This is a genomic window from Pseudomonas sp. St29, assembly GCF_001547915.1.
GTDB lineage: Bacteria > Pseudomonadota > Gammaproteobacteria > Pseudomonadales > Pseudomonadaceae > Aquipseudomonas.
The window spans coordinates 2,595,646-2,610,192 of record NZ_AP014628.1 but is presented as its reverse complement, the minus strand read 5'-3'; the positions used below and the strand labels follow the sequence as shown (position 1 = coordinate 2,610,192).

Genomic DNA, 14,547 nt, shown 5'->3' with positions numbered 1-14,547 from the left:
GATGACCTGCTCCTTGGTGGGGGTGTGCAGGCAAAGCCTAGCTCGGGCGCGACGCCCGACAAGCGTCGTCGAGCCGCCCTGACAGCCGGTCGGAGCAGGCGATGGCCAGGGCCGGCAGGATCAGCAGCGCCGCCACGCCGTAGGTCCAGTGCATGCCGCTGACGACCGCCTCGACGCTGGCCCCAGCAGCGGTTGGCGCTCGCGCCACCCAGGCGAACAACGCCCCCATGGCGGCCACGCCGCTGATCAGCCCGAGATGGCGCGACAGGCTCAGCAAGCCTGCCGTCAATCCCCGCTGCGCAGGCGCTGCATCGAGCATCACCAGGCTGTTGTTGGCCGCCTGGAACAGCGCATAGCCGGCGGTGACCAGGGCGATGGGCAGTAGGTAACCCGCCAGCCCCAGACGACTGGGCAACAGGGCCAGCAGGCTGCAGCCGGCGAACAGTCCCAGCAACCCCAGGCGGCACAGTGGGCGAGCGCCGTAGCGATCCACCAGGCGCCCGGCGGGCACCCCGGCGAGGGCCGCCACCAGCGGTCCCAGGGACAGGCACAGCCCCACCCGGGCGGGGTCCAGACCCAGCCCGCGGGACAGATAGAAAGGCCCGACCACCAGGGTGGTCATGATCACCGTGGACACCAGCAGGCTGCCGATCAGGCCGCTGCGCAAGAGCGGTCGGCGCAGCAGGGCCGGCTGCAACAGCGGCGCAGCGGCCCGGCGCTCGACCCGCATCAGCAGCCCGCCTCCCAGCGCCGCCACCAGCAGCAGCCCCAGGTTCTGCACAGCCCAGGGCCGTTCGCCCAAGGTCAGGGCCAGGGCATAGGCCCCCAGGCTCAGGGCCAGGAGCACAGTGCCGGCCAGGTCGAAGCCGGCGACCGAGGCTGACCGGCGATCCCGCGGCAGACTGCGCCAGGCCAGCCCCAGCGCCAGCAGCCCCAACGGCACATTGACCAGAAACATCCAGCGCCAGCCGCCACCGGCCAGCAACAGACCGCCCAGGGACGGGCCCAGGGTGGTGCCCAGGGCCGACAGGCTGCCCAACAGGCCCATGGCCGCACCGGTGCGCGCCTTGGGCAAGGCATCCCCCACCAGGGCCATGCTCAAGGCCAGCATCAGCGCCGCCCCCAGCCCCTGCAGGGCTCGGCCCGCCAGCAGCCAACCCAGGCCGGGGGCCAGCGCGCAGCCCAGGGAAGCCAGGGTGAACAGGACGATCCCACCCAGCAGCAGGCGCCGTCGCCCCAGCAGGTCGCCCAGGCGCCCGGCGCCGGCAATCAGGCTGGTCATCACCAACAGGTAGGCGAGGACGATCCACTGCACCTGCTGGAAGGAGGCGGCGAACACCTCGGCCAGCGCCGGCAGCGCGGCATTGGCAATGCTGCTGTCCAGCGACGGCATCAGCACCGTCAGCGACAGGCTGGCCAGGGCCAGGCGCGCCCGGGGCTCAAGCGCGGGAAGATTGGATTCGGGACGGGACATTGCACGGACTCCATCAAGGCATTGCCCGGCAGCCTATGCCCCGGCCCGAGCAGGCGGAAGACGCAGCAATTGCACTGAATGAATGCATGCAACGCCATGTCAGCGAGCGCCCTGTGCTAGATTCCGCCCATGTCGACACCCGATCTGAATCTGCTCGTCACCCTGGATGCGCTCCTCAGCGAAGGCAGCGTGGCGCGCGCTGCCCAGCGCCTGCAACTGAGCCCTTCGGCCATGAGCCGGGCCCTGTCGCGCCTGCGCCAGGTCACTGGCGATCCCTTGCTGGTGCGCGCCGGACGCGGGCTGGTGCCCACGCCCCAGGCCCTGGAACTGCGCCAGCAGGTCGGGCCGCTGGTGGAGCAGGCCCTGATGGCGCTGCGCCCGGCCCGGCAGATCGACCTCGGGCAGTTGCAACGCACCTTCACCCTGCGCAGCCGCGACGGCTTCGTCGAGAACTTCGGCCCGGCGCTGATCTGCCGCCTGCAGCAGCAGGCGCCCGGCGTGCGGGTGCATTTCGTGCCCAAGCTCGATCGCGACAGCCAGCCCCTGCGCGAGGCCAGCGTCGATCTGGAAACCGCGGTGATCGCCAGCGACACCAGCCCCGAGTTGCGCACCCGGGCGCTGTTCCGCGATCGCTTTATCGGCGTGGTGCGCAGCGGTCATCCCCTGAGCCGCGGCCCGGTGAGCCTGGACCGCTACCTGGCCGGCCAGCACATCCTGGTGTCCCATCAGGGCCATGACCACGGCCGCCTGGACGAAGCCCTGCAGGCCCTGGGCCGGCAGCGGCAGATCATCACCCTGGTCAGCGGTTTTTCCGCGGCCCTGGCCCTGGCCCGGGGTTCGGACCTGATCGCCATGGTGCCCGAGCACCACACCCGTCATCTGCGAGCCGGCCTGCACAGTTTCAGCCTGCCGGTGGCGCTGCCGGAGATGACGGTGTCCCTGCTCTGGCACCCGCGCATGGAGGCCGACCCGGCCCATCGCTGGCTGCGCCAGTGCGTGCACGAAATCTGCAGCGCTGCCGCGACCACTCTCGGCGACACCCAGTAGAGCTGACCCACCCTGAACTGCGAGCCCCTGCAATGCCTTCCTCCTCACCCGCTGTACCGGCTGCTCCCCTCAAATACCTGCCGGCCATCGCCGCCCTGCTCTGGGGCCTGTCGCTGGCAGCCGGCCGGGCGCTGCCGCAGTGGGACTATTTCCTGGAGAACTTCGCCGCCTACTGGCTGCCTCAAGGGCTGATTCTCGGACTGCTGCTGGCCACCCGCCCTGCCCCGGCGCTGTTCACCGGCGTGGCGCTGGCCCTGGCGGCGCACCTGCAGCTGTTCTGCCTGTGGATCACCTCCCCGATCGACAGCATGGGCTGGCTGTTCTACCTGTTCGATTTTCCGGGTGCGCTGATCGGCGCCGCCATTGCCCGCTTCCTGGCCGCGCACAGGGCCGCGGGCAAACCGCTGGTAAGCGGGCTGCTGGGGTTTGGCGGGGTGGCCTTGGGGCTGTTGCTGAACTTTCAGCTGGTGCTGTTCAGCCAACACTGAATCGGGGCGACGACAGCGCCCCGCAGAGGGAGTTGAAACTCACCCGGACCGCCAGCGGCCCGGGTGAGTGAGTCTTCAGCTGTGGCCCTGGCTCAGGTGCGACAAGCGTCCGGACAGGGCCTGCATGGCCTCGCTGACCTTGTCCAGGGCCTGGGCGTCCCGGGCGTTGTCCTCGCTGATGCCGTGGATGCGCACCGCCAGTTCGTTGATCTCCTGGGTCACATGGCTCTGCTGCTGCGCGGCCACGGCGATCTGCTGCGCGCGCTGGGAAATATCGTCGAAGCTGGTGACCGTGCTCGACAGGGCATCCGAGGCTCCGGACGCCTCGCCCACCGCTTCGCGGGTACGCGATTCACCGGCCTGGATCGCCTGCACCGCCTGGCGTGAGGCCTGCTGCAGGTCGCTGATCATGCCGCTGATCTCGTTGGCCGAGGTCTGGGTCCGACCGGCCAGGGTCCGCACTTCATCCGCCACCACGGCAAAGCCGCGGCCCTGCTCGCCGGCCCGGGCCGCCTCGATGGCGGCGTTGAGGGCCAGCAGGTTGGTCTGCTCGGAGATGGCCTTGATCACGTCCAGCACCGCGCCGACCTGCTGGCTGTCCTGCTCCAGGCGCTGGATCACCGCCGCCGCCTCGGCCATTTCCGTGGACAACTGCTGGATCGACTGACTGTTGGCCGCGACCCGCTGCTGGCCATCCTGCACCACCACCAGGGACTGGCGGGCGGTGTCGGCGCAGTTGTTGGTGTTCTGCGCCACTTCCAGGGCACTGGAGGACATCTGGGTAATGGCCGTGGCCAGCTGGGTGTTTTCCTGGCGCTGCTGCTCGGCGCGCTGGGCCAGGGTGCCGCTCAACTCGCCCAGGCGCCCGGCCTCGTTCTGCAGCTGCCGGGCTTCGCTGGCGATCTTCTGCAGCATCTGCCGCAACTGTCCGGCGTAGCGGTTGACCGCGCCGCGCAAGGCGCCGATCTCATCGGCCCGCGCCACGTGCAGTTCGGCGTTGTCGCTGGCCTGGCCACTGCCCAGGGCATCGATCTGCCGGGTGGTTTCTTCCAGCTGGGCAATCAACCGGTGGCCGCCCAGCCAGGCGAAGAACAACAGCAGGGCCAGCAATGGCAGGAGAAACACCAGGATCTCGGTGGTCATGGCCCGGGCCAGGCCGGTGACCTTCTGCTCCGGGGTCACCAGGCCGATGGTCCAGCCACTGCCGGGCATGCTGAACAGACTGACCCGCGCCGCTTCCTGCAGCCGACCATCCTGCTCAAGGTCCAAGCTGCGCACCTGGCCGGGGTTGCCCGCGGCCCTGCCCAGGGCCTCGGCCACCGGACGGAGCCAGGGCTGCTGTTTGCTCAGGGCCTCGAAGCTGAGCATCTGCCCGTCGGCACCGGCCTGGGCCTCGGGGAAATACAGCACGTTGCCGGCCTGATCCAGGGCGAAGGCATAACCGCCGGTGACCGCGCCCTGCTCCTTGAGGAAACGCGCCAGGTCATCCAGGCGCAGGTCGACGGTGGCAACCCCGGCAAAGCGGCCATCCTGGCGATACGGCACGCTGCAGGTGGTCATCGGCACCCGGGTCACCGGGTCCTGATAGGCCTCGGACCACAGGCAGCGCCCGGGCGCGCTGTTGCGGGCGCCGGTGTACCAGGCTTCATGGTGATAGCCGGCGCTGCCGGCGGCGTTGTAGTCATCGGAGAACGCCAGGGGCCCGGCGTCGCTGCGAGCCCAGAAGAAGCTGCGGCGCTCGACGCCCGCCGCGAAGGCATCGGGCTCCGGCCAGATGCCGCCGCCGGCAATCGCCTTGTCGCCTTCATGGTCGATCACCTTGGGCAAGGTGGCCATGAACAACGCCTGCTCCTTGGGCAGCCCTTCCACCAGGTGGGCCATGCTGGCGGTCACGCCCTCGATCCCCGCCAACTGCAAGGCCAGTTGGCGGACGATGGCGCTGCCGGTCTGTTCGATCAATGCCGAGCTCGCCTCCACCACTCTGGGCTGCCCCCGCAGGGTCATCACGGCAAAAACCGCCAACGCCGTGAACAGCAACAGCAACACACTGCCGAGGGTCAAACGATGAGACAGACGAACCGGTAGCAAGGCCATGACGAACTCCATATCAATAGGCATTCAGAGCTTATCGACCAGGAGCATGGATCACTTGAACAAAGAGTGACGCAGGTCACACAATCCGCCGCTGACTCAGCGACGGCGCTCGACCTTTCAGTCCTGCTTGCCGCTCATGTAGCGCGGGAAGTTCTCGATGTAATCGTTGAGGTTCTCTTCGAGCATCAGGCGGAACTCCTCCAGGAAATAGTCCACTGCCTGCTGCTTGGCCGCTGTCAGTTCCTCGGCATTGCGGCAACCGCAGGCGCTGACCCAGGCACTGAAGCGCGCGTTGGCGTACATCAGCGACGCACTGGCCTTGCCGCGGCTGCTGTCGGCGATGTGGGAGTTGGTCAACTCGATGATGGCGTCGGCGCGGTTGTAGAAATCCTGATCCGGTTCGTTGGCCACGGGGCGTTCCTCTTGCTGGCTAGGGAAAATAAGGCGCCGGAGTATAAGAGTTTTGCGCTCGTATACCGATGACTTTCACTCTCGCCGGCAAGGCCCAAGAGCCCGGCCTCGTCTCCGGGGCGCCTCACCGGACAAGCGCTGCGAAGAACTGCGCCCGGCGCAGCGGCGCGCTACGGCTGCGCCAGGGCCCGCAGGTGTGCGGCCAGCAAGGCTTCGCTGCGCCCCTGGGAGCGCACCACGCAGTTATCCGCCGCCTGCAGCGCTTGCTGCACATAGGCCTCGCCCTGCCGATGATCACCTGCAAGGATGGCCGCCAATGCCTGGCAGCGCGGCCGCAACCAGGGCGTAAACCAGTCGACATCGGCACTCATCGACAGGCCCTTGAGCAGGCCGGCGTCGCGCTGCAGGTAGGCACGGCTGAAACCCAGCTCGCCACGCAACAGCTCGATCAGGCCGCTCATGCCGGTCAACTCCCCGGCCCGGGCGGCAAGCAGCTGGTCCAGCTCCTGCTCCATCTGCAGAACCCCGGACCAATCGCCCTGGTCCTGCCTCGCATTGAGCCGGTAGCCGAAGGCAACCAGGGGGCCGGGCATGGCGCCCTGGGCCAGCAGGTCGAGGTCCCGGGCCGGCAGTTGCGCGCTGGGCACCCCGGCCACGGTCAGGGCCAGCAGGCGCGCCTGGGCCAGCTCCGGACGTTGATCGTCGCGGTGCAGGTACCACCCCAGCGCCAACATGCCGTCGCTGGGCAATACCTGCCAGGCCGGCAGCAGATTACCCACCCCCAGCACCAGATTGATGATGGCAAAGGCCAGAGCCAGGGCCCCGGGCACCCCTTGCCAGTACAGCCCGAGCGCCAGGGCCATGCCCGCCACCAGCAGATTCAGCAGCGGCCCGCCGAGGGCCATCAGCATCCATTGCCGACGCAACGGCCGTTGCAGGTTGCTCGCCGCCATCACATAGCCCCCCAGGCGATTGCGCTTGAGCTGCGGCGACCAGCGCAGGCGCAAGCCGCGGCGCAACACCTGCACCTCCACCGCGGCGATCCGCGCCTGCAACACCGGCATCCCACAGCAGCGGGCTCCCAGGTAGTGCCCGCCTTCATGCACCACCACGCCGATGATCATCAGCAGCGAGGCCAGGAAGACCGCCAGAAAGGGCTGCCACTCGGACTTGATGGTGAACCCCAGTAACAGCGCGGCGAGAAAAAAGCCGCCGAGCACCACCACGTGCTGCACCAGCGTCAGCAGTTTGTTCAAGGCCTTGAGCCAGCTGTTGCGATCCATTGCGTACTTCTCCGAACGTGAAGCCGGGCATTATCCGGCAACGCCGCCCCCCCCGTGGGAGACGGTGTGCCGGCGAAGCAGCCCTTGAGTCCTGCGGCGATGTCAGGACCGCTTCCACGGGCAAGCCGGCTCCTGAGGGATGAGGAGCGCCGGGCAATGCCGGCCCCGATGGCGATCAGGTGGCGGACTCATTGCCGTGGCGGGCCAGACACTCGACCCGCAGCGCCTGCGCATTGCCCGCCTGCGCCTGGATGCGCACCGGCAGGAACGCCTCGATCACGCGGATATTGCTTTCCAGGTGCTCGGTCATGCGCGGCGTGGTGAAACTGCCGCCGCCGGCCAGGGCCATGGGCAGCAACAGTTGATCGGCCAGGTGCTCGGCCACCGCGGCGCCGGAATCCAACCAGTCCCGGGCCTGATCGATGGCAAGGTCAGCGACCTTCTCCGCCCTCAGGCTGTTCTGACCGAAGCCGCAAAACAGCTCGGTCAGGTGTTCAAAGGCGTACTCCAGCAACAGCACATTGCCCGGGCCGTATTGTTCATCCAGCTGCACCGGGGTGAGGTGCTCCCGTGGCAGTTCCAGGCGATTGTGCACCCGACGCAACTCGCGCTCCGCCACATGCTCGGGCAGGCCCGCGCTCAGCGCCCAGGCCCGACTCCCCAGCAGTGCGCCACGCGCCTCCAGGTGCAGGGGCTGCAGCACCGAAGGCTGGACAAAGGCCTCCAGCTCGCCACCGCCGGCCGGGACAAAACCGTGGCGCAGCAGTTGCAGCTCGACCCGCCCGCCCATGCGCCGCAGTAACGGCAGCCAGGCCTGCTGGAGAAAATCCACCGGTGGCGCCAGGGGGTTGTGGGTGCCGCCACTGATGCTCACGCGGCTGGGCTGCGGCGCGTACAACAAGGCCGGCAGCAGGGTCTGCAGCACCAGGGTGCAACTGCCGGCGGTGCCGATGGCGAAGCGGTAGTCGCCGCCACGGATCGGCCCCGGCTCGAAGGTCAGGGCCTGGGAGCCGAGTTCGACCCCCGAGGTCTTGGCGCCGCACACCTGGGTCGCCGCCTGCACCGCCGTCAGGTGCTGACGCAGCAGCCCCGGGCGGCTGCGCCGGGCACGAATATTATGGATACGCAGGGTCTTGCCGCTGAGCATCGACAAGCTCAAGGCGCTGCGCAGTACCTGGCCGCCGCCGATGGCGCCGTCCAGTTCGATGACTTCCTGTTTCATTTCATTCCTCAGGCGTAGTGCCGGACCGTTTCCCGCAGGTAGGCGTCCAGCAACGCATTGTCTTCATGGGTGCGCGCCAGTTTCGGCACCGGGCGTTCCAGCTCGGCGGCGATAAAGGCGTGCAGTGCCGGGCGTCGCGGCCCGTAGGCGGACTCCTCGGCGCTGCGTTTCAAGGCCAGCAGCTCGGCCACTTCATCCAGCAGCAGTGGGTGGTCGACCGTGGTCAGCAGGTCGGCGAAGGTCATCGGCGGTCGGCCGCGGCCTTGATCGATCCAGCGCACCGCGAGCAAGGGCCGCAGTACGTAGAAGTACTTCTTGAAACGCACGCTGTCGCCTTGCAGGTAACCGCGAAAGTTCTTCTTGGCCATCGACAGATAATGATTGCGTGCCGCCGGCGGGCTGTAGAACGCCTCCGCCAGCTCCCGCAGGCGCGCGGTGGCGGCCGCTTCGCTGCGATACACCAGGGGTGAATCCAGCCATTCCAGCAGGGTCGGGTTGGACTTGCGCAACAGCCCGAGGGTCTTGCGCAGTTCCCAGCCGCTGATGTCCAGCTCGTCGTCCAGGGGCCGCTCGATCACATCGCGCCCGGCATCCACCTGGATGAACCATTCGGGCTTTTCCACGTAGACGAAACGCACGTCGTAATCACTGTCGGTGGAGGCAAAACCCCAGGCCCGACTGCCGGATTCGCAGGCGTACAGCACCTGCACATTGCGCTCGCGCTCGATCCGCGCCAGCTCGGCCAATACCCGCTCGCGCATGGCGCTGCTCAGGGGATGACGCTCCAGGTGTTCCATGATCCTTTTTCCTTGTTCAATCGGTGGCGCTGGCAGCCAGCACACTCAGGGTCCGGCGCACGGGGTTCCACACCGTCAGGCACCAGACGCCCCACCACTCCAGGCCTTCGTCGAAATAGTCACTCCAGGGCTGCAGGTGCGGGCCCATGTCCGGCGCCTGACAGTCCAGCTCCAGGTTGCCTACCCAGTTGATCACCTGGGGCTGCTGTTCGGGGTCCAGCCCCAGCAGGTCCAGCCATTGGCCGTACACCTGCCGCGCCTGCTCGGCGCCGCCGGGGAAATGCAGCCCGTATGGCGGCTGGCGAAACGCCCGGTACAAGGCCAGGTCCTGCTGCTCCAGGTTTTCGCAGACCAACTGCCGGACCTGTTCTTGGCTGAGCGCCTCGGGTACCGCCCGCTCCTGCTCCCAGCGCATCGACGTCAGGCCGACGTCGGCGTAGCGCGGATCCTGGCGCAGTTGCTCCCAGCGCTCGCGGCGTTCGGCCATCAAGTGCTGGTAGAGGTGCTGCAAGCCCTGGCGATGCAGGGCTTGATCCACCACCGCCTCGGGCTCGACCGCCAGCAGCACAAAATCGAAGACGCAGTACACCTCCTTCAGTTGCTGGCGTAGCGCGCGGCAGTGTTCATCTTCTATTCGGGTCAACAGTGGCCGCGGCTGCATAAAGGCGCTCTCCATTCTTCAAAGCAGGCGCTGGGCTGTACCTGCGGGCAATTCACCGGCTGCCTCCATGGCCTGCAAGCGCTGCAGCATGGCTTCGCGCAGCGGCTTGGGGGTGACCGGGTCGAACATCCCGTAGCGGCTATCGCACCAGTGCGCCAGGGTCTGGCGCCAATAGGCGGCTTCGCTGCCGCCCTGCCCCAGGCGCCACAGCAGGTACTCCAGCTGGCGCCAGCCCGGCTTGAGGGCCAGCAGGGCCCAGCGCCGCGCCTTCGGCAGGTCGTGCCAGTGCTGGTCCAGACGCTGTTCCAGGGCTTCGTCGAACACCGCCCAGGGTTGCTCGTGCAACAGGCCCAGGGCGCAGTTGAAGACCTTGTCCGAGGCGTCGTCCAGGGCCGCCAGTTGCTCGGCCATGCCACGCTCGCCCAGGGTCTGCAGGGCCTGCAGGCGCACACTCGGCGCCGGCGAGGCCAGGGCCTGGCGCACCATAGCATCGGCCATGGGCTCCTGCAGCTCCTTGACCAGCCCCAACAGCCCCAGCCAAGCGCGCTTGTTCCGTGGTGCCGGCTGTTGCAGCCGTTGCAGCAATACCTCGCGCGGGTCCAGCCCATGACGGGGCGCGGCCCAATGGGCCAGGCAACGCAAGGCCCCCGAAGGGTCCAGCAATGCCTGACTCAGATACTCGCGAGGATCGGCCAGCAACGGCAGCAGCAAGCGCAGCGCCTTGACCCGCACACTGGCACCGCAGCTGTGCATCACCTCTTCCAGCAGGGGCACGGCCTGCCCCGCAGGCAGCTCGGCGCAGGCATCCACGGCCATCTGCCGCACGCTGACTTCGCTGTGGCGCAAAGCCCGGGCCAGCAGCGCTGCCCGATCCTGCGCCCCTTCGAGCAACAGCTCGAAGACAAAGCGCGCGGCCTTGCCCCGGCAATCACCAAAGGCGCCTTCAACTTCTTCGCGTACCTGGGCCAGCTGCAACACCGAACGCGCCCGTTCCAGGGTCGCACCGTGATCGGCGCGCTGTTTGTCGGCCAGGGCCAGCAGCGGCTTCAGGCTCTGCAACAGCAGCTCGGCGCGCTCTGGCGCCAGATACCCCTCGACCGCCGCGGCGGCCTCTTGGCGCACCTGGGGCACCCAATCGTTGAGGCGCTCCAGCAAGGCCGCCAAGGCCTCGGCCGAAGGCAGCGCGGCTAGGTGGCGCACCGCCGCCTGACGCACGAAACCGTTGCCGAAGCGGCTCAGCTCCAGCCAGGCGCTGTGCCGGTCCAATTCGTCCATCACCTCCCGCACGCGGCGGGCTTCGTAGTCGCTCAGCTGGTAATGCCAGCCGGGCGGCGCCGCTATCAAGGCGTCCATGTCGTCCATTGTTCTACCCCTTAACGCACACCACCTGACGCAGGGTGTGCAGCACTTCCACCAGCTCGCGCTGGGCGTGCATCACTTGGTCGATGTCCTTGTAGGCCATCGGGATTTCGTCGATCACCGCTTCGTCCTTACGGCACTCCACATGAGCGGTCGCGCGGATCTGGTCGGCCAGGGTGAAGGTGTTCTTGGCCTTGGTGCGGCTCATGGTACGCCCCGCGCCGTGGCTGCAGGAGCAGAACGCCTCCTCGTTACCCAGCCCGCGAACGATGAAGCTCTTGGCCCCCATCGAACCCGGAATGATCCCCAGCTCGCCCTTTTTCGCCGACACCGCGCCCTTGCGGGTCACCAGCACCTCTTCACCGAAGTGGCGCTCCTTCTGCACGTAGTTGTGGTGGCAGTTGACGGCCTCCAGCGCCACCTCGAAGGGCTTGCTGATCACCTTGCGGGTGGCCTGGATCACCAGTTGCATCATCAGCTCACGGTTCTGCCGGGCGAAATCCTGGGCCCAGGCCACGGCTTCCACGTAATCGTCGAAGTGTTGGCTGCCTTCCTCGAAGTAGGCCAGGTCACGGTCCGGCAGGTTGGCGATATGTTGACGCATATCGGCCTGTGCCAGATGAATGAACAGGTTGCCGATGGCGTTACCTACGCCACGGGAACCGCTGTGCAGCATGAACCAGACCCGGTTGGCTTCATCCAGGCAAACCTCGATGAAGTGGTTACCGCCGCCGAGGGTTCCCAGGTGCTGGCGGTTGTTGCTGTTGGCCAGGGCCGGGTACTTATCGGCGATCGCCTTGAAGCGCGGGTGCAGCGCAGCCCATGCCTGGTCGGTCTGCTGCGGCACATCGCCCCAGGCGCCCTTATCGCGACCGCTACGGGGCGAAGTACGACCGTGAGGCACCGCCGCCTCAATGGCGCTACGCAATCCGGCCAGGTTATCCGGCAGGTCCGAGGCGGTCAGCGAAGTACGGGCGGCGATCATTCCGCAACCGATATCCACCCCGACCGCGGCCGGGATGATCGCGCCTACGGTGGGGATCACGCTACCGATGGTCGACCCCTTACCCAAGTGCACGTCGGGCATCACGGCCAGGTGCTTGAAGATGAACGGCATCTTGGCGGTGTTCATCAATTGCTGGCGGGCTTCGTTTTCCACCGGCACGCCCTGGGTCCACATCTTGATCGGCTTGCCGTTGGCCACTTCCAGCAGTTGGTAGGTTTTGTGTTCCATGTCGTTGACTCTTTTTCCTGTGGCCGCTGATCCGGCCTTGTTCATTAGGGTGTGTAGGAGCCGGGGGCGCAGAAGACGATCTCAAGGGCCTCTTCGCTGGCAAGCCAGCTCCTACGGAATTGCGGTGTTCGGTACAGACGGCGACAAGTGAAGGTGGAACATGCAGCGCGCTCTGCCTCTGAGCTAGCACCTTGCGGTGAACGGGACTCGAACCCGCGACCACGCTGTCCTGTAGTTCCACCGGCATTCGCCGGGTCAATCGGTGCAGGCCGGGCCTGCGGGCAGCGACAAGGGAACAGGCACATTTGCTCTACCGACTGAGCTACAGCCTTGCGGCTGGCGGGGCTCGAACCCGCGACAAAATGTAGTACCCGTGGCATTCGCTGCCATCCCGCCGAGGCGGGAAAAAAGATGCGACGACAAGAGTCGATGGAACAATGCGTTCGTGTTCTGACCATTGAACCACGGCGCCGTTTTCCAGCACCGGCGGGAATCGAACCCGCATCCCGAACCTGGGATGTAGTTCCATCCGCATTCGTCGCAAAAACTGCAAAAAAGGTGGCACGACAAAAGTAGTGACTGATGGCCGGATTCGAACCGGCTTAACCAGGATGTACAGCCACTGGCATTCGTGCCGTCACCGGCCCTGACAAAAGTTGCTGAGACGCCTTTGGATGTAGTCACAGCGGCATTCAGGGCCAATGATCAAAAAATCTGTGGTGTGCGCCGGCTGGCCGGCGCACGGTTTATCTCATGTTCCGGCGATCAGAGCGGCATCGCCTCGATTGCCTTGACCCAGTGCTGCGCACCGTAGTTGCCCGCAGTGAACTGCTCGATCACATCGAATACCGCATCACTGAAGCCGCCGACGTTGAGGATGTCCTCGCGGTCTAGCGCCTGGGTCGTGGCGCCGGGTTGCATGTCGATGCACACCAGCTTCGCCTGCGGGTTGATGGCCCGGATCCGCTCCCACTGGCGCATCGTTTCCGTGGCGCCATGACGCCGCGCATCGATCCACGACTCGTTGTCCGAGACCAGGATCAGGGTGTCCACGCGGCTCTTGGCGTTGGCCAGTTGAGCCAGGGGCGCCGAGCAGTTGGTCCCGCCTCCGCCGATGTTGGCCAGCTTCTGTGCATTGCTCATCACGCTGTCCCGCGGGTTGAGGTGGATGTTCACCACACCCCGCTCGAACGGCATGACCCGCGCCGCCGGCTGCTTGCGCAACACCGCCGCCGCCACCAGTGCCGCCACATCGATGCAACGCACCGCGGTGGTGGCGCCCTGGCGATAGCCGGTGACCGGGCTGTGCATCGAGCCCGAGACATCCGGGCAGACCACCACGTGGCCCGCCAGCGCCGGCACGTTGGCCAGGGACAGCTCCAGGGCATCCTGCAGAGCCTCGCGGACCGCTTGCGGCACGTCCTCGCCGGCCATGCGGTAGGCCGCCAGCAACTGGTACGGGTAGACCCGTGCCTTGGCCACTTCACCGGCATCCGCCAGCCGCGCCGCCAAGTACTCGCTGCAACCCGGCACCTGGAACGCGCCGTGGCGCGCCAGGGTGTTGAGGTTCATGCGCAGCCCCTGCCAGCCCATGTTGCGGGCCTGTGCCGCCCATTGTCCGGCGCTCAGTGTCTCGTTGCCGAGCAGCTGGAACGGCACCTGCGGCACTTCCTGTGTCGCCCCGCTGCGAAACGCCAGCAGGTCCCGGGTCAGCTCAGGCAGCGCCTGGGCATCCACCGGCTTGCCGATCACCCAGGCAAAGAAGGCTTCGCGCCAGGCATCGCTTGGCTTGGGGTGAACCATCTTCAGCACGTCCGCCAGGGAGGGCTTGGTGCCGATCGAAGCCTGCAACAGCTGACGCTCGCTGGCCGTGTTCAACCAGTTCTGCACCAGGCGCTTGGGCTGCGACCCCAGGGATTTGCGCCCGGTCACGCCGCTGCGCAGGATCTGCACGAAGTTGCGCAGCATCTTGCCGTTGTCCACCACCTGGGCGAACAGCTCCGGCACCAGGGCCGAGCGTTGCGCGGTCAGCGCCGCCAGCAGCAGCGCCGGCATGTCCTTCATATGGCCTTGCTGCCGAGCGTAACGGGCGGCCTGGGCGACGAAGCGGCTGTCCAGCTCGCTCACCAGTTGCAGCACCGCGTCCAGCTGGCCTTCAGGCGAGGTGTAGAAGGTCGAGTTCAGGCAACCGGTGACCGCCAGCTGGGCCAGGCGATGCTTGGCGTTGTAGGCATAGGCCGGTGCCTTGGAAGCGTTCAGGGTGGTGCTCGCTGGCGCTTTTGCCTGTTGGGTGTTGAACAGCTGGAAGTTGGCCATCTTGGCGTCTCGCTCTGTTGTCTCGTTCGTTGCCAGATACATTGCAGCCGCTGTGCCAGGTTTTATTTTTCCAGCAAATTATTTTTTAACTTATTGATTTATAAAAGTTTTATTTTTATTCGCTTTTTCACTGGCCATTCGACAAGACAAACGACTCGATA

11 protein-coding genes and 2 pseudogenes are annotated in these 14,547 nt (G+C 66.7%); 2 read left to right on the top strand and 11 right to left on the bottom strand.

From position 1 onward, the window contains the following. Positions 1-37 precede the first annotated feature (37 nt). Positions 38-1,474, bottom strand: a complete 1,437-nt coding sequence (locus tag PST29_RS11835) for an MFS transporter (RefSeq protein WP_060843166.1) — start codon at positions 1,472-1,474, stop codon at positions 38-40. Between the two features lie 129 nt (positions 1,475-1,603). Between PST29_RS11835 and PST29_RS11830 the strand changes: the two genes are divergently transcribed. Further along, positions 1,604-2,521, top strand: a complete 918-nt coding sequence (locus PST29_RS11830) for a LysR family transcriptional regulator (RefSeq protein WP_060843165.1) — start codon at positions 1,604-1,606, stop codon at positions 2,519-2,521. 32 nt (positions 2,522-2,553) lie between these two features. After that, positions 2,554-3,009 (top strand): hypothetical protein, encoded by a 456-nt coding sequence (locus PST29_RS11825; protein ID WP_060843164.1) that lies wholly within the window; start codon positions 2,554-2,556, stop codon positions 3,007-3,009. 75 nt (positions 3,010-3,084) lie between these two features. Here PST29_RS11825 and PST29_RS32745 read toward each other — a convergent pair. The 10 genes and pseudogenes from PST29_RS32745 to PST29_RS11780 form a co-directional block, all read right to left on the bottom strand. Then, a pseudogene (locus tag PST29_RS32745) lies at positions 3,085-3,618 on the bottom strand (methyl-accepting chemotaxis protein); the annotation flags it as partial. A gap of 588 nt (positions 3,619-4,206) precedes the next feature. Then, positions 4,207-4,845 (bottom strand): annotated as a pseudogene (locus tag PST29_RS32740) (cache domain-containing protein); the annotation flags it as partial. A 375-nt stretch (positions 4,846-5,220) separates the two neighbouring features. Then, complete coding sequence (locus tag PST29_RS11815; protein WP_060838634.1) at positions 5,221-5,514, bottom strand: DUF3144 domain-containing protein; 294 nt, start codon at positions 5,512-5,514, stop codon at positions 5,221-5,223. 170 nt (positions 5,515-5,684) lie between these two features. Further along, the gene (locus PST29_RS11810) at positions 5,685-6,797 is read right to left on the bottom strand and encodes a M50 family metallopeptidase (protein ID WP_060843162.1); all 1,113 of its coding nucleotides are present in this window, start codon (positions 6,795-6,797) and stop codon (positions 5,685-5,687) included. Positions 6,798-6,972: 175 nt separating this feature from the next. Further along, positions 6,973-8,019, bottom strand: a complete 1,047-nt coding sequence (gene rtcA, locus PST29_RS11805) for an RNA 3'-terminal phosphate cyclase (protein WP_060843161.1) — start codon at positions 8,017-8,019, stop codon at positions 6,973-6,975. 8 nt (positions 8,020-8,027) lie between these two features. Continuing rightward, positions 8,028-8,816, bottom strand: a complete 789-nt coding sequence (locus PST29_RS11800; protein ID WP_060843160.1) for a nucleotidyltransferase domain-containing protein — start codon at positions 8,814-8,816, stop codon at positions 8,028-8,030. A 16-nt stretch (positions 8,817-8,832) separates the two neighbouring features. Next, positions 8,833-9,477 (bottom strand): hypothetical protein, encoded by a 645-nt coding sequence (locus PST29_RS11795; RefSeq protein ID WP_232513223.1) that lies wholly within the window; start codon positions 9,475-9,477, stop codon positions 8,833-8,835. Between the two features lie 18 nt (positions 9,478-9,495). Continuing rightward, entirely contained in the window at positions 9,496-10,839 is a 1,344-nt protein-coding gene (locus PST29_RS11790) for a HEAT repeat domain-containing protein (RefSeq protein ID WP_060843159.1), read from the bottom strand. 4 nt (positions 10,840-10,843) lie between these two features. Next, on the bottom strand, positions 10,844-12,070 hold the full coding sequence (locus PST29_RS11785) for an RtcB family protein (protein WP_060843158.1): 1,227 nt from the start codon (positions 12,068-12,070) through the stop codon (positions 10,844-10,846). Between the two features lie 765 nt (positions 12,071-12,835). Further along, positions 12,836-14,386 carry an RNA-binding protein gene (locus tag PST29_RS11780; RefSeq protein WP_060843157.1) on the bottom strand — a complete coding sequence of 517 codons (1,551 nt, stop codon included), beginning with the start codon at positions 14,384-14,386 and terminating at the stop codon, positions 12,836-12,838. Positions 14,387-14,547 lie beyond the last annotated feature (161 nt).